Source organism: Bacteroidota bacterium (assembly GCA_019637975.1).
GTDB lineage: Bacteria > Bacteroidota > Ignavibacteria > UBA10030 > UBA6906 > CAADGV01.
In genome coordinates this window covers 21025-47072 of the sequence record JAHBUR010000009.1, presented here as the reverse complement: position 1 = coordinate 47072, position 26048 = coordinate 21025, and the positions used below count along the sequence as shown (strand labels likewise).

Here is a 26048-nt window from a genome sequence, read left to right as displayed (position 1 = left end):
ACAACTGATACGTTACGAACGTTGGATTAGTCGGGGAGATACGAAAATGAAGACATATGCACTTTTTTTATTATTACTCATTGTTTGTTTCACACCTCAAGTTCCCGCGCAGCCGTCTGTCACGTGGGTGAATGCGTACTACACCGATTGGGACTATCAAAGAATGCCGCCGAGCGCTATCGACTTCCGAGGGCTGACGAATATCATTTTCATCAACCTCGATCCGATTGGCAGTTCTCCCTACTTTCAATTTCACTGGCCCGGTCAGCAAGTCTTTGAGGCAACTGCGGCCGATTTGATTGCCCGGGCTCATGCAAACGGCGTGAAGGTTCTTCTCGGCCTCGGCGGCGTGTGGTGTCCCGGCGACTGCGGCGGGAATGCATTTCTCAACCACGCAAATGACCCTGTGTGGGTTCACAACTACGTGACCGCTGTTCTCAACTATGCCAGATCCAAAGGGTATGACGGAGTTTCGCTTGATTGGGAAGGAAGCGTATTTCGTGAGGGGTGGATTCGGCTTACCGACAGTCTCAGGGCCGGACTCAACAGGTGGAATCCAAGAGGCAAGTTCAGCGCGGCAATAGCCGGTATGATTCAGATGGGTTGGAACAATCCATACGATATTGATGCGCTCAACAGGAACATCGACTACATTGAGTCCATGACGTTCGACCTGAACGGATTCTGGAGCGGCGCGAGCGGATTCAACTCGCCGCTATACGACCCGACTCCCAACTGGCCCGGATACAGAGGCGACAACGTACACCAGTCGTCCCTTAACTGGATAGCTCGCGGCGTTGATCCGGCGAAGTTTGCCACAGGTATCCCATTCTACGGGTTCAAATGGTGGGGGATTACGGCTCCGGGACAGACCGGTTGGTCCAACAGCTATTTTACACGGTATCATTTTGTTCTTCGAGAAGATCTGGGGAAAGGTGTGTTGCGTCGCGATACGCAGTCCAAGACTCCGTGGATCAGCAAAGTGAGTGGACAGCTTGGCTCGAACGAAACGGCATATATCGATTACCACGATTCCCAGGCCGTAACTGAAAAAGTGAATTACGCCCTGCAGCAAGGGCATGGCGGCATCATGATTTTCGACCTGAACTCAGGATATCTGGATCCACAAAACTATCCGAGTGTTGCCGACAGAAATCCACTGCAAACTGCAATGAGGGTTACACTGGGGTCCACATCACTTCAACCACCCGACGTCCTGCCCCAACGGTTTGTGCTGGAGCAGAACTTCCCGAATCCCTTCAACCCGACAACAACAATACGATACACGTTGGCTGAGGATGCGGTTGTTACATTGAAAGTGTACAACATGGTCGGGCAGGAAGTTGCAACGTTGTTGAGTGAGCCGAAGCAGGCCGGAACGCACGAAGTAGCATTCGAAGCGAGGAACAATCTCGGCGATGTGCTTACGTCGGGCGTGTATTTCTACCAAATGAAGGCAGGCGGCTACTCCGAAACAAAGAAGATGGTCTTGCTGCAGTAGATGCATGAAAAATGGGGGGTGTCGGAAGGTCCTGATGAACGGATCGGCGATAATGGTTTCCTCTTGCCTGCGGGTGAGACATTTTGTATCATTGGCTTCACGTAAACACCGTGCGCCTTGCCTTTTTGGCTCAAGAGGCGCAGCTATACACCCATCGTCTTTTGAGGGAAGCCAATGAAGAATCTCGCAGGAACAATCCTACTCGTGCTCATGTGTTTCGTTGCAGAGCGCGGCTTTGCGCTGGACAGGATTGCTGTTTCGCAAGTCGGATTTGCGCCGACGTCGATCAAACAGTTCTCATCTCCGGCACAGTTCACTTCTTTCGAGATCCGAAGGATTTCGGACAATGCTCTTGTGTTTGCCGGTGGAGCGCCTCTCCGCCAGGTGACGTCTGCATTGATTGGAGGTCTCCCTGTTTGGATCGGAGATTTTACCGCATTCACAGATCCGGGGCGCTACAAAGTTGTTGCGGGCGGCCTGGAAAGTTATCCGTTCAACATCGACATAAATGTTTTTGATCAGCCTGTGCGCGCTGCACAACGCATGTTCTACTACCAGAGGGCGTTTACGGAAATCACGATGCCGTATGCCGAAGGTCCGTGGGTACATCCTTCCGATGCAGACAAAGCTCCGGCCGGCATCGTCAAAGGCTGGCACGATGCAGGCGACTATGCTATATATATGCCGACGATGGCACAATCAATTTTCTGGCTGCTTGAAGCGTGGTCGGATTTCGGGCCGCTTGATGACAATACGAACATTCCCGAAAGCGGCAACGGTGTTCCCGATCTTCTTGATGAAGTACGGTGGGGGCTCGAGTGGGTCCGTTCCATGCAAGACCCCAACGGCGGATTCTGGGGGTCTGCATGTCCGGGATGCAACAACAACTACTACTGTGGAACCTCCTTTCCGCATACGATTCCGCAATATTGCAAGTCCATTCCACCTACGGTACAGAATACTGCAAAAGCCATCGCCGTGCTTGCGTACGGGTCACGTGTCTACACACCGTACGATGCCGCTTTTGCAAATTCCTGCCTCTCTGCAGCGCAAGCCGGGTGGACGTGGATGATCAACAATCCGACTGCAACCAACGATGCGGGTCCGTGTACGTATGAGCAAGGGGCCGACACATTCCTGCTGCAAACAAACAGAATGTGGGCGGCGGCCGCGATGCTGTACGCAACCGGCAATCCGATGTATGAGACTGCTTTTCAGTCCGAGTATCAGGAGACCGGCTGGATCAGCTCATACAGCAAGACAGACGGGTTCGCCAACAGTCTGTATTTGCGAACAACTTCGGGGGCGAATCCTGCAACACAGAATGCCATCAGGCAGCAGATTTTTGTCATGGCTGACACGATACGAAGTGATGCAAACAACCATCCCTTCCAATATGCAACCCATTATTATTGGGGATGTAACGGAAATGCAATGCACCGCAGCGGCGAATTTTCGTGGCGGGCGTACTTCCTTGATACAACACGTGTCGCCGATCGTGATCAGGCGCTTTCGAATCTGGATTACATCTTCGGACGAAACTACTACAACCAGTGTTATGTAAGCGGAATCAGCGGCGTCTCGAAACCCAGAGTGAACGGATTTCACCACTGGATGAAAGCACTGAATGCAAACCCGTGGCACTACCCGGGGGCGCTTGCCGGAGGGCCGAACGAGTTTCCCGATGTGAACGATATCTCGTATCCCGGAGCGCAGCCGTATCCCGTATGGGGATATTGGGGCGACCCGGCAAACCCGAGAAGCGCATCAACTCCCGTTGAAGGGCGTTTCACAGAAAATGACAGCTGGTCCACAAATGAAATCGATATCAATTGGAATTCGGTTCTCGTGTACAATCTCTACGCGGCGAAGAAGATCGCCCGGGGAGGAAACGTGAACGGCATTGTCCGGAACTCGGCGGCGTTGCCGGAAGGTTTTGCGCTCTACCAGAACTATCCGAATCCGTTCAATCCGCTGACAACCATAGAATTCAATTTGCCTCATCGCGAATATGTTACCGTCGCGGTGTACAACATGCTCGGACAGGACGTTGCACTGTTACTGAATGAAACACAGGATGCGGGGAAGTATACGCTCCGGTTCGATGCATCCGGATTGACATCCGGTGTATATTTCTATCGCCTGCAGGCGGGAGGCTATTCTCAGACAAGAAGCATGGTTCTTGTGAAATAATTCCATGCAGATGAAAAACACAACAGTTACGCTATACACATATACACCATTCCAACGACATGACAATGAAGGAGAGAGATGTTATCAAACTATCGAGCTTTGCGGGCAATGGCTTTGGCCGTTGCATTCTTTACAACAACATCGTCAGCAGGGGTGTTCTCAACAACACTTCTTGCCGGCTATAAAGGTGGAACAGGTGTTGCATTGAGCGGATCTGCGGCCGGGTTTGCTTCCGGCTTTCCCCTCGCGTTCGAATTCACAGTCGGTCACGCCCGGATGGATCCGGGAAGCGCGGAACAGGCGCGGAAGATCTTCATCAACGATGCTACCGATGGAACGCCGGAAAAGGCGGGCTGGATGTGGGATATGCAGTTCGATTTTCTCCATCCCGTCAGGATACTCGGATTGAACAATGCCAATGTATATGCAGGTGTCCGCTATTCGATTTTCACGGCGAACTTCAAGTTTGTTGGTGGAAACGAAGACTTCGACGTCACAAGTTACCAATGGGGAATAGGGGCCGGAGTGAAGGCATTGTTTCCGATGAGCAGAAGTCTGGGATTTGTTGTGAAGACAGGGGTTGAACATTTTTTCACCGGCACACTGTACGGACACGACACATCCTACAGTCCTGACGGCGAGTATGTGAATAGTAGGAGAGACTATACATTCAAGGAGGCGGACGCGGTAGTCAACCAGCCGAAGTTTCATTTTGTTGGTATGTTGGGGATCAGCTACGTGTTCTGAGTTCAGGGTCAATAGTATACCATGTACATTGGGGGGTGGGGGATGAATCTCGTACATCATTTTCATTGGACGTCGTCGGTAAAATGTCCGAACCATCACGAAGCAGTCAACGTCTTCGTGGATCAGCCTGTCGCGCCCGGGGGTTCGCACATCGAAATAACGGGGTGTTGCAGGGAATTTACGGGGCTTGTCGAAAAGAAATTGCGAAGCGTTGTGCGGGCGAGCTTTCACACAAGCGTGACGACTCCGTCGGAAACAGGGATGGCGGATTGGCTTTCAAAGCTTCCGCGCAGAAGCTGAAACCGGAATTGCACCATCCGCTCGGCAGCGGAGAATAGTTAACGCACAATGGGCAAACGCTGTCGGGTGGTTGGTGGTTAGACGTCGAGTGCCGGCTCGGTTCGCTCGCCCAGCGGCGATTCCCGGGGCATTGCCTTCCGCGGCAATTGTTTGGACCGGGAAAAGAGGAGATGTGATTGTACGTCAAACGCCGGTTCGCCGTTCGTTGGCAACACACGCGTATAGTTGCCGTTCGCATCCAATACACGGGTTCCCGCCGTATCGCACAAAGCGTCATCAAGCGTTTCGCGTTTGATGAATTCGGCCCAGACCCGATCCTCGATCGGGAACATGAGTTCGACGCGCCGGTCGAGGTTGCGTCCCATGAGGTCGGCGCTGCTGCAGTAGAGTTCGGGATGTCCATTGTTGGAGAAATAGAAGACGCGGCTATGTTCAAGGAATCTTCCCACTATGCTGCGTACACGGATATTTTCGCTGACACCTTTCACGCCGGGACGCAGACAGCAAATTCCCCGCACAATAATATCAATCAGTACTCCTGCCTTCGAGGCCTCGTACAGCGTTTCGATCATTCTCGTGTCGGTCAGAGCATTCATTTTCATCACTACTTGTGCGGGCTTGCCGTTTCGCGCATGCCCTATCTCCCGCTGAATCAGTTCTGTTATTCGACTTCGCAAGTTCACGGGAGCAACGATCAGCTTTTTGAATTCCTCCTTATGGGAGAACCCGGTAAGAAAATTGAACACTTCGGAGGCATCAATGGCAAAGTCCTCTTTGCAAGTCAGATAACTGATATCGGTGTAGATGCGTGCCGTGTCGGGATTGTAGTTGCCCGTGCCGAGATGAACGTACCGGCGAAGCCCGTCCGGTTCTTTCCGGATCACCAGCGCGATTTTCGAGTGTGTCTTCAATCCGACCAAGCCGTACACGACATGAATACCCGCCCGTTCGAGTTTTTTCGCCCAGCCGATGTTGTTTTCTTCGTCGAAGCGGGCCTTCAGTTCCACGAGCACAGCTACCTGCTTTCCGCTTTCGGCAGCAAGAATCAACAGCGGAATAAGCGGCGATTCCTTCCCGATTCTGTACAACGTCTGTTTGATGGCAAGAACATTCGGGTCGGTTGCGGCAGAACGGATGAACTGTACGACGGGGGCGAACGAATCGTACGGATGATGAAGCACAACATCGCCCCGCCTGATGAGGGCGAAGATGTCGTCTCCCTCTTCTTCATTCAACAACAGGGCCGGATGGTGAGGCGCATCTTTGAGATCGGGACGGGGAAGCTTCAGCAGTTGCATAAGATGGCCGAAACCGAGAGGCGGCTTGAGGTGGTACACATCATCTTGCGTGATTTCCAGATTCTCGGCAAGAATGTCGATTATCCGCTGGGGCATCGTATCTTCCACTTTCAGTCGCACAACCGATCCGAATCGTCGCATCTTGATCGATTCCTCGATCGAGTGAATCAAATCCTCAGCCTCATCTTCCTGGATTTCAATGTCGGCGTTGCGTGTGACGTGAAACGCGTGCGATTCATTTACGGTCATACCCGGAAAAAGCATGCCGAGGTTCTCGCGTATCAGGTCTTCAAGCCATACAAAACGGTGCGGGGGTGCAGCGCCGCCCGGAATTTCCACAAGGCGCGGAAGAACATCAGGTACCTTCACGCGTGCGAAGCGTTCCTCGCCCTTCGGGTTGCTGACGGAAACTGCGAGGTTCAGGCTCAGGTTGGAAATGTACGGGAACGGATGTCCCGGATCGAACGCAAGCGGCGTGAGTACAGGGAAGATTTCGCGGGCATAGTACTCCGAAAGCAGGGCTTTCTCTGTGGTAGTGATGTCATTCATCTTCAACAGATGAATGCCGTTTTCCGCAAATTGCGGCTGCAGTTCGTTCCAAAAAAGGCCGGATTTTTCTTTGAACATGCGCGACGAACGCTCGTGAATTGCTTTGAGTTGCTGAACCGGAACCTTGCCGTCGGGAGAAAGCTCCGCAAAATCTGCAAGAATCTGTTCCTTGATTGCGGCGACACGGATCATGAAGAATTCATCGAGATTGGAGCTGGTAATTGCGAGAAACTTGGCGCGCTCAAGCAGCGGATGGCGCTTGTCCTGCGCTTCTTCAAAGACACGTTGATTGAACTCAAGCCAACTCAACTCGCGGTTGATGTACAACAACGGGTCAAGCGTGGTTTGTCCGGGCAATCCCTGATCGGCTGCGCGCACGGGCTTGCGGCGGCGGATCCGTGATGTTCGTGCTCTGCGCGGTTTGGCCTGACCCTTTGAATCTGGTTGATCTATATTTCCCTTCCCATCGGGTTTTCTGGCCAGGGAGTCTTCTTCTGAGATTTTCTTGCCTTGTTCGCGTTGCTCGAGCATGAATAATAGGGCGGGTCGTTGACTCGCAGCCGTTCTTTGTGAATATGAAGTAGTGAGATTGTGAATTGATGATAAGGCATGTTTCGCAAGAAGGCAAGTTATGGTTGTGTAAAGAAACCTGTCCAAAACGGCAAGATGTCGGCCTTTTTTGGGCGGTTTTCGGTTCAATCCGGTATTATCTATTGAACTACGACTCATTCAGTCCTTGTTGATTATAACTATCTTATTGATATTTCATTGTGTTTTCACGTCCAAGAAGCTTCGCGCTATCGCCACTTTATGTGTTCCTTGTACGTTAATGCAAAAAAAAACACGCTGATGCAAAAGGAGCTTGCTTGGCACATAAAGTCTTTCTGTTGTTTCTGTTCTTTGTAGCCGGAACCGCAATCATCGTTGTCGGTATCAACGGATTCGGATACTACACCACCCCCATTCCCCAACGACCCTTTCTTCCCGAATACGACACCATGAAACCGTCCGGCAAATACAGCCACGGGCTCGGGATTATCGGGGCATCGATGATTACCATCGGGGTTACGATGTATTCGACGCGCAAACGCGTGAAGAAACTCTGGAATCTTGGCAAGCTATCGCGCTGGCTTGAAGTTCACATCTTTCTTTGTTTGCTGGGTCCCATTCTTGTAGTGTTTCATACCACGTTCAAAGCGGGCGGCATTGCGGCAATCAGTTTGTGGTGCATGGTTTCGGTTGCGGCCAGCGGCATCATCGGCAGGTTTTTGTATGTGCAAATTCCGCGCAATCTCAAGGGAAGTGAATTGACCCAGCAGGAAATCATCAACGAACTGGACAGACTTCGAGACGAAATAGCGCATTCCCCTCTCGGACTTCAATTGGTAGAGAAGATAGATGAGAGCTTCTCGGCAATTCCGAAACCGAACAAATTGCTTGAGACCTTCGGGCTTCTTATTCGTTTGCAGAATACAAGACGCCAGGTAAAACATGCCGTCCGTGAGATGATTGCTAAAAGCAGGATGACGCATGAACAGACCCGTTCACTCTACAAACTTGCCTCCGCCCGTACAACGCTCGTCCAAAAAACAGTACTGCTTGCCCAGGTTGAGAAATTGTTCTTTTACTGGCATGCCATACACTTGCCGTTTACCGTCATCATGTTCATTACGCTGGCAGCACACGTTGCGGTAACCGTGTTGCTCGGATACCGGTGGATCTTTTAAGTGATGGCGACTAAACGCATAGTCCCTTTGCTTGTTCTCCTTGTGTTGAGAGGAATCGCTTATGCTCAGTTTTCGCCGGGGCAGCTCTCGCGTGTGCATCTTGATCTTGAAGGAATGCAGAACTGCCTTACGTGCCATGAAACCGGAAAGGAAATCAGCGGGCAGAAATGTCTTGCGTGCCACGAGGAAATCAAGTCTGTCATCGACGCGAAGCGCGGGTATCACTTCCGGGTTGCCGCACAGAGATGCGTTGCGTGCCACAAGGAACATCTCGGCCGCGATGCGCAGACAATTTTGTTCGACAAGAATACGTTCGATCATGCGCAAACAGGCTTCAACCGGACGGGGAAACATGCAACAATCCGGTGCGAGGATTGCCATTCCACAAAAAACATCAAAGACCCGGGCATACTTGCACTTGTGAAGCAAACCGGACGGGAGACTTATCTCGGGCTTTCTCAAGCCTGCGCCGGTTGCCATGCTGACAGGCATAATGCCACTGTAGGCAAGGAATGTCAAACCTGCCATACGACAACGTCTTGGAGGCCGGCAGCATTTTTCAATCATGCGAAGACGGAATTCCCGTTACGGGGCAAACATACCACGGTAGCGTGTATCGGATGCCACGCTGACTTTGAACGGGCAGAGAGAGAAACCGCTCTTCTTTTCTCGACGAAGTCTTTTCCTGATTGTGCCCCCTGCCATCGATCGCCCCACAGTATCGATTTTGTCGGAAAACAGGCTTGCAACTCCTGTCATACAGATGAGGGATGGGGGAGTGCGCGGGCAAGCAACAAGTTCAACCATGACTTGACGCCTTTCCGACTTGTAGGAAAACATGCGTCCGTCCAATGCGATAAATGCCACAAATCGGCAACATTTCCGGTTCCCGGTCAGCGGCTGAAGTTGGCACACAATGCGTGTCGTGATTGTCATACCGACTATCACAAGGGGGAATTTTCGGCGAGGTTCGAGAGCAAATGCGAATCGTGCCATACTCCATTCGGATTCCGGCCGGCAACATACACTATTGCTGCTCACAACACTGCACGCTTTCCACTGACAGGCGCCCACGTGGCGACACCTTGCGAGAAATGTCACGCGGTCGGTAATGACGGGAGAAAGACTTTTCGGGTTCCGAATATTCAATGCGACGGATGCCACAACGATGTACACAAGGGGCAGTTTGCCGTTGAAATGGCAGGGCAGAATTGCGCCGCGTGTCATTCAACGGAAGACTGGTTTCCCAATAAATTCGATCACTCGAAAACACGCTTCGCCCTGGTCGGCAAGCATACTCAGACGAAATGCGCAAGCTGTCACAAACCAGTCAGGATCGGAAACGCAGAAATTGCTCAATTCAAGAATACGCCTTCAAAATGCGAATCGTGCCACAAGGAAGTCCACATGGGACAGTTTGCAAAGAACGGTGAAACAACCTGCGCAAGCTGCCATGAAGCATCAGGATGGAAGTCGTTGGTATTCGACCACAATACACACAGTTCGTTTGCTTTGACGGGCGGACACTCACGCGTCGATTGCCGTCAGTGTCATCAGGAAGAACAGAGTAGCATCGGCAGATTTGTTCGCTACAAGCCGCTGTCCACGAAATGCGAATCATGTCATACGCAAGGGAGTATGAGGCAATGACTGCAACCGTGAACCAAAACGAAATCAATGCCACAGCTAATCAATCAGGAATGAAGAAGCTGAGACTGTTCCTTTGTCTTCTGAGCATTTTTATATCGGTTTTTTCCGTAGCCGAAAACGGGGCAGCACAGGAATCGCCTCACGGCAAAATCCGTTTCGAATGCAGGACATGTCACACAACGGAAACGTGGAAAATAAAGGACGGTGGTATATTCAACCACGAAGCAACAGGTTTTGCATTGACCGGGCAACACACGTCGCTGCAGTGTGTATCGTGTCATGAAGGCCTGAAATTTCCCAAGAAGTCTTCGGACTGCCTGTCATGTCACACCGATGTTCACAAAAGTGAGATGGGAAACAACTGCTTGCGATGTCATACAACGCAGTCTTGGAAAATTGCCGACATGGTGCAGAGACATCAATCAACCCGATTTCCACTCCTCGGCAAACACTCGACATTACCCTGCCAGACATGCCACACGAATGCCGCTCAGAAGCAGTTTGCGGGGACCCCGATTGATTGCTTTGGGTGTCACAAGGAGGATTTTTCGGCTGCACGATCTCCGAATCATGTTACGTCAGGATTTTCCACCGATTGCATGCAGTGCCACGACGTTACGGCGTTCAGGTGGGGAACGGGATTCCAACACGAACTGACGCGATTTCCTCTCACGGGGGCACATGTTGCGGCATCGTGCTTTACCTGTCACAAGAACCAGGTCTTCAAATCAACACCAACGGAATGTGTGTCTTGTCACCAGCCTGAGTATACTTCGACGGCAAATCCGAATCATGCGGCGGCTCGCTTTTCGACTGCATGTCAAACGTGCCATACCACTTCGCGATGGTCCGGAGTCGCGTACAACCACGATCAGACACGGTTTCCGCTTGTTGGTGCCCATCGCAATCAGCAGTGCCGGGATTGCCACGCCGACAATGTGTTTGCGGGAAAGCCTACAGATTGTGTTTCATGCCATCGCACGCAGTTCAATTCCGCAATGAACCCGAACCATGTTGCAGGCAGTTTTCCGACGGACTGTCAACTGTGTCATACTTCAATCGCATGGAGTCCGGCGCAGTTCGACCATAACGCGACACAATTTCCGTTGACCGGGCGGCATGCCGGTACGCAATGCCAGGCATGTCACATCAACAATAACTACCAGCTTACCTATACAAATTGTTACGAGTGCCATCAGGCAAATTATAATCTTCCGACAAATCCGCGGCATGCAACACCGAGCTTCGCCCTCGATTGTACGCCGTGTCATACCACGTCGGCATGGGTTCCCTCATCGTTTAATCATGGAGCGACAGGTTTTCCGCTCACAGGCCGTCACATTGCCACGCAGTGCAATCAATGCCATGTGAACAGTGTATATCAGAACTTGCCCGGAACATGCTGGGATTGCCATTCTCACAATTATCTTGGAGCGACAGATCCGAACCATGTGCAGCGGAATTTCAGCCATGATTGTACACAATGCCACTCAACAAACGGTTGGGATGGCGCATCGTTCGACCATAATACCACAAACTTCCCGTTGACAGGCAGGCACCTTTCCGCACAATGTGCACAATGCCATATCAACGGCAACTACCAGCTTGTGTACACAAACTGCTATCCGTGCCACACTTCCGAGTACGCCCTTCCGCAGAACCCGAACCACGTTCTCGGAAATTTCAATCAGGATTGTGCGCCATGCCATACAACAGCAACATGGCTGCCGTCAACTTTCAGTCATTCGACTACGCCGTTCCCGCTCGTCGGTGCCCATCAGTCCGTGTCGTGCAATCAATGTCACATCAACAACCAATATCAGGGTCTTCCTGGTACATGCTGGGATTGTCATGCAACGACGTTCAACAATACAACAAATCCGAACCATCAGCAGGGACAATTCAGTCACGATTGTTTGCAATGCCACACGCAATCTGCATGGCAACCCGCATCATTCAATCATTCAACTACAAAGTTTCCGCTCACAGGCCGGCATCTGACGGCACAATGCCAGCAGTGCCACATCAACGGCAACTATCAGCTTGTGTACACAAATTGCTATCCGTGTCATACAACGCAGTATGCGCAGCCGCAAAGTCCGAACCACGTTCTTGGTAATTTCAGTCACGACTGCGTGCCCTGCCATACAACAACTGCGTGGATGCCGTCGACATTCAGTCATGCAAGTACGCCGTTTCCGCTTGTTGGCGCGCACCAGGCAGTGTCGTGCAATCAGTGTCACATCAACAACCAATATCAGGGACTTCCGAACACATGCTGGGATTGTCACTCCGGGGATTTCAATGCAACGACAAATCCGAATCATCAGCAAGGGCAGTTCAGTCATGAGTGTCTGACGTGCCATACGCAGTCAGCGTGGCAGCCAGCGACATTCAATCATTCATCAACGAGTTTTCCTTTGACAGGCGCACATACCGCGACTGCCTGCATTTCGTGTCATGTGAACGGAAACTACCAACTCACGTACACGAACTGCTATCAATGCCACGCAACGCAGTACGCTATCCCGACGAACCCGAATCACGTCACGCTGCAATTTGGTCACGATTGCACGCCGTGCCATACACAGTCGGCGTGGCTTCCTTCAACGTTCAACCATGATCAGCAATTCTTCAGGATTTACTCCGGCAAGCATCGAAACAAGTGGACGAGTTGCTCGCAGTGCCACCCGTCGATCGGCCAATATCAGAACTTCACGTGCATCAGTTGCCACGAACACAGACAATCGGAAATGGATGATGAACACCAAGGTGTTCCCGGCTACCAGTACAATAGTCCGGCATGTTACAGTTGCCACAGGAATGTGTAATGAGGAGAAGATATGTGTGGGTGTGCATACTGCTTGCACTGAGCGCAAGAGGTGAAGTGAAGCACATACGTGGTAAGGTGACGTACGTGGCAAGCGGAACAGTGTACACGTCGCTGGGGAGAGAGTCGGGGGTTCAGGATTCTACTCTTCTTTTTGTTGTTTCGGGCAGTGATACGACAGCGTTGAAAGTGTTTGCTGTGAGTTCGAAGTCCTCGGCCTGCCGCGTTTTGCACGGCACGCGTTCTACCGGCATCGGTGATGAGGTGTTCGGAACCATAGAAATTGTTGAAACAATCCGGCCGGCAACCGACACTATCCGAACGGCAGATCAACCTTCGAGGGTTCCGCTTCCCAATCCGCGTGCGTTGCCCCCTGTTTCTGTCCAGGAAAACATTCTGAGCGTGCGAGGTAGGCTTAGCGCCCAGTACTTCGCATCTCTCTACGACAATACACTGTTCAACAGTTCACAGCCCGGAGTTGTCGTTAACTTGCGCGGCACGCTGCGCGACATCCCTCTGAAGTTCGACGTATACGCAAATGTCAGAACCCTTTCTGTCGGAAACAAAAGCCCGTTCTCCGGAGGAGCGATCAACCAAACCCGTGTTTACGGTCTCTCGGTAAGTTACGATGACGGTGAGAATGTTCTTTCTTTCGGGCGGATTATACCTGTCTTTTCGCCCTCCATCGGCTATATCGACGGGGCGCTCGTGTCGAAAGCGTTTGGCAACCTGACTGCGGGAGTGACAGTCGGATACCAACCCGCATTCAATCTGCGCAGCATTTCCACAGACTATAGGAAGGTTGCGGTATTCGCACAGTACAGAACACCCGATCGCATTGCGTTGTCTGTTTCGACTGCGTATGCACGTACGTACTTTCGGTCGGCGCTTGACCGGGAGGTAACCAGTGTGCTGATGAATGCTTCGCTTGCGTCGAACCTCTTTCTCTATGCCAATACGGAAATTGACTTGAGAAGAAAGTCCGGCAGCAACTTCATCCTCTCGCCCAAGCTGACCGGTGCGAACGTTCATCTCAACTATCGTATCATCCGTCCGGTGAGTGTCGGCATCGGGGCCGACGCATCCAGACCGTATTACAGCTTCGAAACCGTACGGCATATTCCGGATTCACTTCTGAGGAACGACGTACGCTCTGGAGTGAGTATCAGCGTGAATATCCTGTTGCCGGGTGGTATATCGCTGTTCAATACGTATACGCCCCGGTCTTCAGAACACGCATCGTTCGGCAGGGACTACTCGAACTACTCGGCAATCAACATCTCTGATGTTCTTTCAAGTGGAATCGGCATCCGTACCACTATGAATGTGAATGCGAATCAGTTTACACGTGGAACCGGATACGGTGTTTCGATCCAGAAAACTTTCGCGCAACTTCTCGATATCATTCTTCGCGCACATCGCAACGGTTACACGGTGAAGCAAACCGATGTGAGAAGCTCAAGCTCCACACTAGGCGTTGACGTGATAGTGTTTCTTACGAGAGAACTCAACTTTGTCGCATCGTACGACAGGCTGAGCGGGTATGGTACAGTGTCGAATTCTGTATTTGCCGAACTGAGCGTACGATTGTAGGCGAAGAATGGAGACGGCCTATACACTACTGGTGTTTGTCGTTTTGTTCGGGGCGATTGCTGTTCCCTATTGGAGAAGAGTTGCGCGCCACAAGCGGGAAGCGGTTGAGAAGTTTGAGAAGAACCAGCGGATGGGAATACTGCCTCCCGTCACGATGCATCCCCATTTCGATCTCACGAACTGCATTGGCTGCGCCAATTGCGTGCGTGCATGCCCTGAACACGTGTTGGGTATCGTGCAAGGCAGACCTGCAATCATCAACGGAACAAAATGCGTGGGTCATGGTTTGTGTGCTGATGTGTGTCCCGTTGGCGCCATCACGCTCGGTTTCGGAACGCCGCGCCAAGGCATGGAACTTCCCCAGTATGATCACAACTTCGAAACGAATGTCCGCGGCCTGTATATCATCGGCGAGTTGAGCGGCATGGGTTTGATCAAGAACGCAATTGCTCACGGGAAAAAGGCTGTGCAACACGTTGCCTCAAACGGCCGGTCAAAACATCTGGATGGGCTGGATATTGTTATTGTCGGTGCGGGACCGGCGGGTCTCTCTGCCGCCCTCTCGGCACAAGCGTTAAACTTGCGGTATGTTCTGCTCGAACAAGACGAAATCGGCGGAGCATTGTTGCATTATCCGCGTCAAAAACTCGTGCTCACGAGTCCTGTGGAGTTACCATTGTACGGAAAGCTGAAGGTCTCGGAAATCAAAAAAGAAGAATTGTTGAGAATCTGGAAGGAGGTCGTCGGGAGATTTCACTTGAATGTCGTCACAGGGCAAAAGGTCGAGGTGATTCACAACATAAACGATCGCTTTATCGTGAAGACGCAGACGGCCGAATTCACCGGGGCAAACGTTATGCTTGCTCTGGGGAGGCGTGGAAGCCCCCGCAAGTTGGGCGTGACAGGAGAGAATCTCTCCAAGGTGATGTACAGATTGATTGAGGCAGAATCATACAAGCACAAACATATTCTCGTCGTCGGCGGCGGTGATAGCGCCGTCGAAGCTGCAATCGGGCTTGCAAGCCAGACGGGGAATGTTGTGACTATCAGCTATCGCAAAGAAGATTTCGTGCGTCTGAAAGAAAAGAATGAACAAAAGGTGAGACAGTACCTTGATTCCGGCACACTCCACACAATGTTCAATTCGCAAGTTCTTGAAATACGGGAAGACACTGTTCTTGTGCAGGAGTCGGGCAAAATCATGCACAATCTGAAGAACGATTTTGTGTTCATTTTCGCCGGGGGGGAATTGCCGACGGAACTATTGAAGAAATGCGGCATCAAGCTCAGACCGGCGGAGGTTGAGGCGCAGGCGGTTGCGGCATAAGAAAAGGACGCAGTCAAAGTCCACCAACTGTCGCGTTTGTGGCGTATGACAGGGGAATAATCCCGAATCATCGACCTCATCGTAATGGGTTGGGAAAGGATGTGACGTATATCGTAGTGTGTCTGATGAGTTTGCAAAAAGGCTATTCCGCGGGTATATTAGTCAGCCAAGAAACAGGATTCATGTACCATCGCCGGATAGCAACGTGATCATAGCGCGGACTCCATTCAGGAAGCGTCTCCACAATCTCTATTGGGAGTATCGCCTCGGCATATCTACGAGGGGTATTATCGAAGTAAATTATCCTGATGCCCATCACTATGCCACCATGCTCTACTCAACCATTCAGCGGGTTATCACTTTCCTTGCGCTGGATCCTTCCGATGTTTTCATTGATATCGGCAGCGGCAAGGGCCGCGTCCTTTGTTGTGCTGCTCGATTAGAGGTCCGGAAGGTCATTGGAGTGGAGCTTTCAGAAGATCTGTGCAGCCACGCCCGGAGAAATGTCATACGCATGAGGGAGAGGAAATCAACGGTGGAAGTACATCGGGGCATGGCCGAGCATTTTGACTACTCGAACGGTACCGTCTTCACGCTCTTCAATCCTTTCGGGGCGGTCACGTTGGATCAAGTTCTTCGGAAGATTGCAGCCGATACAGGCCCAAACAAATCTCGCATTCGTCTTGCGTATGCAAACCCGGAACATGATGATGTGTTCCGCTCACACCCTTGGCTGGAGCGGTATGAGTATTGGGACAGGAAGAACTTGAGAATGGAGCATTCCGTTTCCTTCTATCGAGCCAGAACATAATACACATTTCACACTGAACGCCGCCCGATTGAGTGGTTTTCCCCCCGTAATGCCAATTTCTACAATCTACTGTGAACGCCGTCATACGCCTGTGTGGATTCATTGACAATCAAAACATCAATGGATATATTTTTTGGCACATTTTTTTAATCTCTCTTATGAGATAGAGTACTGTATTAAACTACCTCTTTCCCCCAAATGGCTGAATTGGACGAAGCACAAGAGCGGCGCAAGAGAAGCGGCGAATACCTGAAAATGGCTGACAAGCTGTTCAAGGTTGCCGATTATGAGGGCGCGCAACGGCTTGTCCAACAGGCCATGGATACCGATCCGAACAATCCGTATGCACTTGCATATCGGGAACGCGTCCACTATGCTCTTCAAGAACAGCATGCGAAGCGAACACCATCATCATCGTCATCGCCACTAACTTCACCTCCATCGAACCAGCCCGAAACGCGTACTGCTCGTGTTGCTGAGATACGCACGCCGGCTGCTGAGAATCTTGCAGTCAGAGAAGAACGCGGGCTTGGCAAAAGTGCTGATAAACAGAAGAAAAGCGAACCGGTTGACGACGAATCCCAACGTCGCGCCACCGAATCTCGTCAGAAAATCGAAGCCGAACTTGCCCGTCAAAAATCGTTGGTTGAAGCTGCATTGAAGATCGAGGAGGTTCGGAAGAAGAGCAATGAGGAAAGCCTCCGCCAGCGCGCCGAACTTGAAGAGAAACTCAAGGCAATCGAGGAGGAAAGCCGTCGCATTGCGCACGAAGCCATCCAGAAAGCGGAGAAGGTAGAGCAGGATCGTCTCGCCGAGGAGCAGAAACGCAAATGGGAAGAAGAACAGCGCCTCAAAGCTGAGGAAGCTCGGCGGAAGGCCGAGGAGGAGCTTGCCCGACAACGTTCCCACTTGGAAGCAATAGTCAAAGCAGGTGAGGAAGAAAAAAGAAAAATTGCCGAGGAGGCTCTCCGCACCGCCGAGGAGGCGAAACGTCAGGCCGAGCAAGAAATTGCGCGGCAACGTGCTGAAATGGAGCGTCGCCTCAATGAAGAGGAACAAGAACGACGCCGCATAGCCGAAGAAACGCGTAAATCTGCTGAAGCCGAGATTCAGCGTGTTGTGGAAGAAACAAAACGACTTGCAGAGCAGGAAATCGCCCGTCAGCGTGCCGAGTTGGAAGCCCTCATTAAAGCCGGTGAAGAGGAAAAGCGAAGTATTGCAGAAAAAGCAATGCGCGAAGCCGAGGATGCAAAGCGGCTTGCAGAAGAGGAAGTTCGCAAAATCACCGAAGCATCACGGCGCAGGGCTGAGGAGGAAGAACTGCTCCGACTTGCAGAAGAAGTACGTCGAAAAGAACAAGAAGAGCAACGAAAGCTCGCCGAAGAAGCGCGCCAACGTGCAGAAGACCAGCGGAGGAGGGTTGAAGAGGAACTTGCCCGTCAACGCGAGATTATCGATGCGGCGTTGAAAGGAGAAGAAAAGCGTAGAAAACTCGATGAAGCTTCTGTACAGCAATCAGCGGAAATTGAATCCAAACGGAAACGGGAGGAAGAACTTCGTCGACGTGATTTGGAAGAGGCCCACAAACGGGCCGAAGAGGAAATCCGCAGAAAGCTTGAGGAGGCAACCCGCAAGCTTGAAGAAGAACGCCGACGCTACGATGAAGAAAAGCGTGCACGCATCGAGGCGGAAGAACTTCGAAAACGCCAGGAAGAGGAGCAGCGCAGGCAGCAGGAACTTCGTCTGAAAGAAGAAGAAGAGAATGCCCGGCGGCTCATCGCCGAACAGGCAAGTCAGCAACTCGAAGAGGAACGCAAGCGGATTGAGGCTGAGGCACAGGCCCGACTGGAAGCAGAACGGAGACGTATCGAGAAGGAACTGCAAGCCAGAATCGAAGAGCAGCAACGCAAACTCGATGAGGAGCACCGGCGGGAGAACGAAGCAATGGAAGTCCGGAAACGGGCAGAGGAGGAAGAGCGCCGGCGCATTGAGGAGGAATTCAAACGTCAGATTGAAGAGGAGCGACGACGGCTTGCCGAGGAACATCAGCAACTCCTCGAGGCCGAGCGTAAACGCATCGAGCGGGAAACGCGACTGAAGTCCGCCGAGGAAGCCCGCAAACGCGAAGAGGAGGAACGGCGTGCCAACGAAGAGGCACGACACGTGGCGGAAATAGAGAAGCAGAAGTACCTGGAAGAAGAAACCCGGAAACGGATTCAGGAAGAAGCACAGGAAGAACTTGAAGCAGAGCGTCTGCGTCTTGAGCGTGCCGCTTCCGCGAAACTGGAAACCGAGCGTCAGCGCATTGAAGATGAACTGCAAGCCCGGCTTGAAGAGGAACGTCGCAAGCTTGAACTTGCCGAACAGAAGGAACAAGAAGAGCGCGCACTCAAACAACGGGCTGATGATGAAGAGCGAATACGCATCGAGAAAGAATACCAACAACAGATTGAGGAAGAGCAACGGCGCGTAGAGGCCGAACAAGAACAACTTCTTCAAGCCGAGCGACGGCGCATTGAGCATGAAGCGCAACAAAAGGCAGAACATGAGGCACGTCGAATTGAGGAGGAGGAACAGCGCCTTCTTGCCGAAAAGCGTCGAAAGGATGAAGAATCCGAACGGTTGAGGCAGGCCGAGATCGAACGCCTCAAGGATGAGCAGGAAATTCTGACGAAGAACCACGAAGAGGCGGTCCGTCAGGCAATCGCGGAGGGGCGACGATTGGCCCAACAAAAGAAACTCCGTTCATACTTTGAGTCGGCAAGGCAGTTCCTTGCCGCTGGTCGGTTCGAGGATGCAATGAAGGAAGTGACGAAAATCTATCTCGTCAATCCAACCGACGCCGAAGCCAAGGAGTTGGAAACGGAGATCTACAACGGGCGTCAACATCAGGTCAAACGGAAAGAGGGCGCCCGCCGCTGGCGGGAGGAACATCTTCACAAAGTCGAATCGCTTCAAAAGGAAATCGCCGAACTTACACTTAAAGAGCGCGAGGAGGAGGAGAAGCGTGCAATTCGCAAGAGCAAGATCGATGTGATTCTCAAAAAGATTGAAGATTTCTACCGGCATCGTCAATTCGACAAAGCGCGAGCAGAAATCGAAACCGTATACGCTATCGATCCTTCACACACGCGTGCCCAGGATTATGAGATGGATATCCTGAATGACATGAACCTCAAAGAAGAGGCGCGGCGCGTGTTTGAACAACGCACAAACCGGGGCACGGCATGGAAGCGGGAGGAAGAAGCCAGAGAACGGACGTTGAGTGAACGTCGGTCGACGTTACGCAAGGAGTCGGTCGGATTGTACAGAAGTTTTCTCAAACACCTCTGGAGCGAGGGCAACCCTGCCGGCGAAGAAGCATCGTTGTTGGCTGCAATCCGTTCCTCTCTTGGTATTAGCGAAAACGATCATGCTGTTATGGAACGTTCCATCCGGGTTGAGGCATACGCCGATACCATGCGGCGAATGCTCGACGCGAAGCAACTCGGCCGTGATCATATGGAGGCAACCGCCCATCTGCGTGAACAAATGGGCATTACAGTAGATCAACATGCTGCCATTATGGACCACCTGACAGGCGATCGGGATGCTGTGCATCCTTGACTTGTTGTGCAAGGAAACGCTTCCGGTACAAAACGGAAATGCCCCATATGCAGTTCATGCCGAAGATGTTGGCAAGAAGGTATTCCTGCAGGTGATTCGTAACAGAAAGCAGCATTAAGAGAAACAACTCCGTTCCCAACCCCAACAACCCCGACAATCGCAATCCGATGCGGTCGCTGTACCATCGCTTGAAGAATCTCGAATCGGGTTCACCTTTTCCGTAACACCAACGATCAATTTCTACCATGAGTCTATCCTGCCATCCGTACAGGAACAAAAATACACGCTGGAGACGAAGCGTCATGGGCGTTTCTTGCGCATCTTCGCAAGTGATGTCCTCCGTAACTCTGTTTGCTTCGTATGAGTTGCTCAAGTGAAGAAATGATGTATGGTAGAATACGTGGTAGGAAACCCGGAGAGTTGTGCCGACGAATGCGAGTACGCCAAGGAAGGCCAGCGCTGCGGAACCGGAGCCGTATATGAGCGCAACAGTGATAGCGCAGAACACAAGAGCATTTACAATTATATCACCGATAGAGTCGAGAAACCGGCCGACGCGACTGTACTGCTGTCTTGCCCGGGCCAGTTGCCCGTCGGCGGAATCCAGAACATCCTTTACCGTTATGCAAAAACCGGCGACGAGGTTGTGCAACGCCGTGCCTTCGAGATAGAAATACGCAGCAACCAGCCCGACGAATATCGATGCGATCGTAACATGGTTTGGTGTTAGGGGGGTACTGTAGATGAGACGGACAGCGATGCCAGCCAGCGGGCGTATCAGATAGGTGTTGATGAGTTCATCGGAGACTCCCGACTTTACCGATGCAGCGTAGGAGTACGTTTTCTGCACAGTCACTTCAACTTTTTTGCCAGCTTTTCTGCCGCGAGGAGATCATCTGGCGTATCAATTTCCATGCAAGGCAATCCACCGCTATCAATTGCATAGATTTTTGCACCGTTGTCAATTACTTCCTGAAAGGACGCTTCGTAGAACTCATCGTGCACATGGCGGCGTGAAAGAACATCAAAGAGTTTGGCTGTTGTCGGGCCGGAAAATCGCTCGATCCCGAGTGATTCTCCCGCCGAGCGTTCCGGCTCAATGTGCTTTCCGATCCGGGCTATTGATCCGTCAGCACGTACCTCACACTTGATTTCTTCATGCCCGAGAGAGCCGTCGGCCCGCATGATAAGTGCATCAACGTGAGGAGATGCAAGTAACCGTGTCAGAATGGTGTTGTGGAAGAGAATATCGGCGTCAAGCAACACAATATCCTCGGCATGAACTGCAGGCCGCGCAAGCCAGAGGGAGTAGTTATTGTTGGTTTGATCGAACACAGGATTGTGGATGAATTCGATCTCGATTCCGAGCTGCAGGCTTGAGACAAATCTCTCGATCATTTCATGGAGATACCCCGTTACCATCACACACCTGCGAATGCCGTTTGCTTTCAGCGATTCAAGATTGCGTTGCAGCAAAGGTTTGCCGCCAACCTCAAGCAGCGATTTCGGGAGATCGTTAGTCAGAGGTCGGAGCCGCGACGCGATTCCTGCGGCAAGAATGACACCCGTCATTATCTTACAACCTCGATGAGGGCCGGCAGACGCAAGACGACGTCCTTGAATGCTTCCACCACTCGGGCGTTTTGTTCACGAGTGCCAATGGTGATGCGGATGCAATCCGTAACGCCGGGATCATCGAGAAATTTCACAATTACGCCGCGCTGTTTCAATCCATCTTGCAGCTGTTTCTTGTGGTCAACCGGGAAACGTACCAGCATGAAGTTCGCGTCAGATTCAAATGCTTTGAATCCCTCCAGTTGATTGAACTCCCGCATGAATATGGCCTTGTCGTCACGCATATAGTTGGTGATGCGTTCGTAGTACGCCTTGTCCGACAGAGCTGCAAGAGCTATCTTTTCCGTCAGTTGATTGTAGCCCAGATATCGTGCGCTGAACTCGATCAGGTGGGTCAATTCTGTTCCGACGCATGTATACCCGATGCGGAGGCCTGCCAGAGCATAGTATTTCGAGAAGGTCCTCAACACAACAAGCCGGCTGTGCGTATCGAGCAGGTTCTTCAGTTGGTCGTTGGTCGAATCCTCGAAACCGAAGTAAGCCTGATCGAGAACGATGAAGGAATCGGTGCAGTAGTCAATGAGTCGTGCAAGGTCGTCACGCCGCATTGTGCTGCCGGTCGGGTTGTTGGGCGACGCAATGAGAATGAGGTGCGGCTTGTGAATGTGGTACAGCCTGATAATCTCATCCACATCAAATTCAAACCGGCTGCCCCGCTCATGCAGGGGATATTCTACATGAGCGCCGTGTACTTCCTTTGCGATCTTTTTGTAGTACCACCATGATTGCTGGGGAAGCAGAAGTCGCTCTCCTTCATGCAGGTAGCAATGCACGACTTGCTTCAGCATATCTTCACTTCCGTAGCTTAACAGGACCCGTTCCTCCGGGATGCCGATGTCGTCGGCTATCTTTTGGGAAAGTTCGCTCTTTCTTCCCTTGGCAAAGTCGCGGGAATACAAGCTGAGCTGTTCAAGATTCGCATTACGCAGCACGTCATAGCAAGCCGGAGCGGGACCATACTGGTTCTCATTCCGATCCAAGACAATCTGATCCATAAAAGAAAATCCTTACATGTGTGTATGAAACGTTGCCATTTCGGTGCGGCGGAGAGAGCAGAATGTTCCTATGCTGCAACTGGCGTCGCAAACAGGTTGGATTTTACCGCAGTGTTCAGTTTGCGTGTGACTTCTCTTTGCCAGAGAGTCAAGAACACGAGGTACAGGTTCATCGGCACTATCACCGCCCAACAGAACCATTCAGGGGCTGTGAGCAATCCGGCAATCATGAGCAGCGAACGGTTTGTTGTCGGCCCCAGGAATGTCCACCACCGCATGATTGACTTGTTGTACGAGCGGTAGAGTTGAGGAGGATAGTGGGGGAGTTCAACATGCCGTTCGCGTGAACCTTCTTGAACGGTCAGATACCACCGATAAGCAGAAAGAAACAGTCTCCGAACCGGATTGGTTGTGATGTTCAGTTCAGCGTTGATTTTTTCACTTTCCCGATCGATGAAGTTACGTTCGCCGCGAACGGTGGAGATATATTCCTGTTGTCGTTTGTCGAACATCATAGCGTGATAGCCGGATAACATTCCGGCAGCGAATGCCAGAAGCCAGAGCAATGGCTGTCCGTAGTAGGCAGACAAACCAAGCCCAAGCCCGAAGAAGATCGCCACGCTTGATACCCAATCAACAATCCCATCAACAATTCTGCCGAGCGGCGTTCCGCTTTTCTGCAGGCGGGCAAGCATGCCGTCGCCGCAATCGAGCACGTTTGCTATGGCATACCAGATTGCTCCCCAGATAAATCCATTTGCCGTTCCCTGCCCGAATTCGAACGCGGCAATAAGGCCGGCAATCAGTGCTGCATAGGTGACCTGGTTCGGAGTGATTGGCAGTCGGTAGATGAGCTTTACGAGGATGAATGCAATTGGCCGGTAGAGCATGAGGTCGAGTATCTCTTCGGCCTCAGCCATTTTGAGTGATTTTCTGTATTCTTCAGCGATGGTCATGGGAGTTTCTTTCCATAAGAAACAAAAGATTTACCAGAGGCGCAAGAAGCGCGCCCCAAACAACATTCAAAGCAAAATCATATATTGACAAGCACAACTCTTCTCATACGGCATTTTTACAGGGCCGTGATCCCTGGAGAGTTGTTATTGGCATTATTCCTGACTTTTAAGGAAACGCATGAAACTAAAACGAATAGGCATACTCACCGGCGGCGGCGATTGTCCCGGACTGAACGCAGTAATTCGCAGTGTTGCGAAGCCGGCAATGGCGCATTTCAACGCAACAGTGATTGGCATTCTCGATGGATACGAGGGCATGGTGGAAGGGCGGCATCGCGAATTGACTCCGCGTGACGTCACAGGCATTATCAACATGGGCGGTACCATTCTTGGTACCTCCAACAAAGGTGATCCGTTCCATTTCCCTATGGGAATTGGAAAAAACATCCGCATTGTCGACGCGTCACAACAAGTCATCGAACACTACCGCGATCTCAAACTGGATGTATTAATCACCATCGGGGGCGACGGAACGCAAATCATTGCCGATAAATTTTCGGATCTCGGCCTCAATGTCGTTGGCGTTCCCAAAACAATCGACAATGATCTCGACGCTACGGACATTACATTCGGACATGACTCGGCAAGGGCAGTTGCCACGGAAGCGATTGACAGACTGCAGACAACCGCCTCGGCGCATCATCGGGTTATGGTTGTCGAGACAATGGGACGGTATGCCGGATGGATTGCGCTCGGTGCCGGCGTGGCCGGTGGAGCCGATATTATTCTGATTCCGGAGATTCCCTTTCACTGGGACAAGTTGTTTGAGGCAGTTTTGAAACGAAGCAAAGGGGCCAAGTTCAGCATCGTCTCGGTGGCCGAGGGAGCAAAACCCTTCGGCGGTGACATCAGCGTAAAGGCAATAGACAATAAGCGAACCGACCCTGTCCAACTCGGCGGCATCGGCGAAATGGTTGCCAAGAGAATTGAAGAGGAGACAGGACTCGAAACCCGTGTCACAGTTTTGGGGCATGTGCAACGCGGCGGCAGCCCGACGGCGTATGACAGGATTCTCGCCACACGCTTTGGTACCGTTGCGCTTGAAGCTGCATCTCGCGGTGAATTCGGAGTTCTTTCGAGCCTCCGGCAAAACCGTGTCGTTACCGTGCCGCTAAAGGATGCCGTCGGCAAACAACGTCTCGTTCCTCCGGATGGTCAACTCGTGTTTGCGGCCCGGGCAGTTGGGACTTGTATGGGAGATTAAGAAGTATAGATTGCGTTCTTTGAGTTTTATGGGGGATGTTTGACGCTGAAGACAATCACAAGAACGGTTGTTTGTGCAATACTCCCGCTATTCCTGGTTGCTCAGGCAACGGGTCAGGAATTTGCCCGTGAAATCAGCCAATTTGTGGGTGAGAATGCGCGACCGTTCCTTCAACCGGTGGTTGATGCATTGCATTCAAATGTTCATGCAGGACTCTTTGTGCCGGTAGTTGCAGATGGAATTCATATCGGTATTCAGGCCGTGTTGACGGGTATTACTATTCCTGATGAAAGGAAGACATTCAGACCGACACCATACAGCAAAACGGTCGAGTTTACGCGCAACGGGGTAACATATCTTGGCGATCTTGACATTTCACCGGACGAACTTCCGACGGCGGCAGGTCTCGATAGACGGTACACATTCACCGGCAGACTCAGACGTATTCGACCCAAAGGTCTGCCGTATGTCCCCAATCCTGTTTACGATTCCATTCAGCAAGATGCGTCGGTGACAATAGGAGGCTACAAGGACTTATCTACTGTGGTTCTTGGGACACCGCAACTCACCGTGGGTTCGGTGTTCGGAACGGAATTAATCATCCGCATTCTCCCGAAGGTCAATATTGAGGATGTTGGCGATGTCAATTCGTTCGGGATTGGCATGAGGCATCTCGTCAGCCGTTATGTGGATGTCCCGTTCGATATAGCAGCTTCATTTATGTACCAAACATTGACCTTGAGCGCAAGCGATGAAGGCTTCAATGCGGCGTTGGAAATATCGACGTTCTCCGGACAACTTTGCGCGAGCAAGAACATCCCCCTCGGGGTTCTGACGCTTATACCATATGCAGGTTTCGGATTTGAGACGGGAAGCATTGATGTTCGTTACGACTTTGCAGATCCGTACATTGATAAGCAGCAACTGACATTCGATAGCGGAATGCAAACCCGTTTTATTGGTGGGCTTTCTGCGTCCGTTTGGAAGGTCAGAGTCAATGCTGACTACAATATCGGACTGATGAACGGATTCTCAATTGCGGTGGGTGTTGAGTGGCCATGAACCG

General features: G+C 51.6%; 18 protein-coding genes. 13 read left to right on the top strand and 5 right to left on the bottom strand.

From position 1 onward, the window contains the following. Positions 1-46: 46 nt before the first annotated feature. From KF749_06595 to KF749_06580, 4 genes are all read left to right on the top strand, one after another. Positions 47-1501 (top strand): T9SS type A sorting domain-containing protein, encoded by a 1455-nt coding sequence (locus tag KF749_06595; protein MBX2990824.1) that lies wholly within the window; start codon positions 47-49, stop codon positions 1499-1501. Positions 1502-1675: 174 nt separating this feature from the next. After that, positions 1676-3694, top strand: coding sequence for a glycoside hydrolase family 9 protein (locus KF749_06590; GenBank protein ID MBX2990823.1), 2019 nt, complete (start codon positions 1676-1678; stop codon positions 3692-3694). A 78-nt stretch (positions 3695-3772) separates the two neighbouring features. Continuing rightward, positions 3773-4441, top strand: coding sequence for a hypothetical protein (locus tag KF749_06585; GenBank protein ID MBX2990822.1), 669 nt, complete (start codon positions 3773-3775; stop codon positions 4439-4441). Positions 4442-4483: 42 nt separating this feature from the next. Beyond that, positions 4484-4741, top strand: coding sequence for a hypothetical protein (locus tag KF749_06580; protein ID MBX2990821.1), 258 nt, complete (start codon positions 4484-4486; stop codon positions 4739-4741). 77 nt (positions 4742-4818) lie between these two features. Here the strand turns inward: KF749_06580 and ppk1 are convergent, their stop codons facing one another. Next, complete coding sequence (ppk1, locus tag KF749_06575) at positions 4819-7119, bottom strand: polyphosphate kinase 1 (GenBank protein MBX2990820.1); 2301 nt, start codon at positions 7117-7119, stop codon at positions 4819-4821. A 335-nt stretch (positions 7120-7454) separates the two neighbouring features. On the opposite strand from ppk1, the gene KF749_06570 reads away from it, so the two are divergent. The 7 genes from KF749_06570 to KF749_06540 all read left to right on the top strand — a co-directional run bounded on the left by KF749_06570 (position 7455) and on the right by KF749_06540 (position 20132). Further along, positions 7455-8315: a hypothetical protein gene (locus KF749_06570; GenBank protein MBX2990819.1), complete on the top strand. Its 861-nt coding sequence runs from the start codon at positions 7455-7457 to the stop codon at positions 8313-8315. 3 nt (positions 8316-8318) lie between these two features. Further along, complete coding sequence (locus KF749_06565; protein MBX2990818.1) at positions 8319-9965, top strand: cytochrome C; 1647 nt, start codon at positions 8319-8321, stop codon at positions 9963-9965. Between the two features lie 404 nt (positions 9966-10369). Next, positions 10370-12796, top strand: coding sequence for a hypothetical protein (locus KF749_06560; protein MBX2990817.1), 2427 nt, complete (start codon positions 10370-10372; stop codon positions 12794-12796). Then, positions 12796-14388, top strand: a complete 1593-nt coding sequence (locus KF749_06555; protein ID MBX2990816.1) for a hypothetical protein — start codon at positions 12796-12798, stop codon at positions 14386-14388. The genes KF749_06560 and KF749_06555 overlap by 1 nt, the downstream gene beginning before the upstream one ends. A 7-nt stretch (positions 14389-14395) precedes the next feature. Then, positions 14396-15715, top strand: a complete 1320-nt coding sequence (locus tag KF749_06550) for an NAD(P)-binding domain-containing protein (GenBank protein ID MBX2990815.1) — start codon at positions 14396-14398, stop codon at positions 15713-15715. A gap of 205 nt (positions 15716-15920) precedes the next feature. Beyond that, positions 15921-16526, top strand: a complete 606-nt coding sequence (locus KF749_06545) for a class I SAM-dependent methyltransferase (protein MBX2990814.1) — start codon at positions 15921-15923, stop codon at positions 16524-16526. Between the two features lie 198 nt (positions 16527-16724). Further along, complete coding sequence (locus KF749_06540) at positions 16725-20132, top strand: hypothetical protein (protein MBX2990813.1); 3408 nt, start codon at positions 16725-16727, stop codon at positions 20130-20132. On the opposite strand, the gene KF749_06535 is transcribed toward KF749_06540, so the two are convergent. The 4 genes from KF749_06535 to KF749_06520 all read right to left on the bottom strand — a co-directional run bounded on the left by KF749_06535 (position 20089) and on the right by KF749_06520 (position 23718). Beyond that, on the bottom strand, positions 20089-20982 hold the full coding sequence (locus tag KF749_06535; GenBank protein ID MBX2990812.1) for a CDP-alcohol phosphatidyltransferase family protein: 894 nt from the start codon (positions 20980-20982) through the stop codon (positions 20089-20091). The genes KF749_06540 and KF749_06535 overlap by 44 nt on opposite strands. 2 nt (positions 20983-20984) lie before the next feature. Continuing rightward, positions 20985-21704 carry a phosphocholine cytidylyltransferase family protein gene (locus KF749_06530; protein MBX2990811.1) on the bottom strand — a complete coding sequence of 240 codons (720 nt, stop codon included), beginning with the start codon at positions 21702-21704 and terminating at the stop codon, positions 20985-20987. After that, the gene (locus KF749_06525) at positions 21704-22762 is read right to left on the bottom strand and encodes a histidinol-phosphate aminotransferase family protein (protein ID MBX2990810.1); all 1059 of its coding nucleotides are present in this window, start codon (positions 22760-22762) and stop codon (positions 21704-21706) included. Before KF749_06525 ends, KF749_06530 begins: the two co-directional genes overlap by 1 nt. Before the next feature lie 68 nt (positions 22763-22830). After that, positions 22831-23718 (bottom strand): CDP-alcohol phosphatidyltransferase family protein, encoded by an 888-nt coding sequence (locus KF749_06520; GenBank protein ID MBX2990809.1) that lies wholly within the window; start codon positions 23716-23718, stop codon positions 22831-22833. Positions 23719-23896: 178 nt separating this feature from the next. On the opposite strand from KF749_06520, the gene KF749_06515 reads away from it, so the two are divergent. Both KF749_06515 and KF749_06510 read left to right on the top strand, forming a co-directional pair. Further along, positions 23897-24982: an ATP-dependent 6-phosphofructokinase gene (locus KF749_06515; protein MBX2990808.1), complete on the top strand. Its 1086-nt coding sequence runs from the start codon at positions 23897-23899 to the stop codon at positions 24980-24982. A gap of 39 nt (positions 24983-25021) precedes the next feature. Next, on the top strand, positions 25022-26044 hold the full coding sequence (locus KF749_06510) for a hypothetical protein (GenBank protein MBX2990807.1): 1023 nt from the start codon (positions 25022-25024) through the stop codon (positions 26042-26044). Positions 26045-26048: the final 4 nt, after the last annotated feature.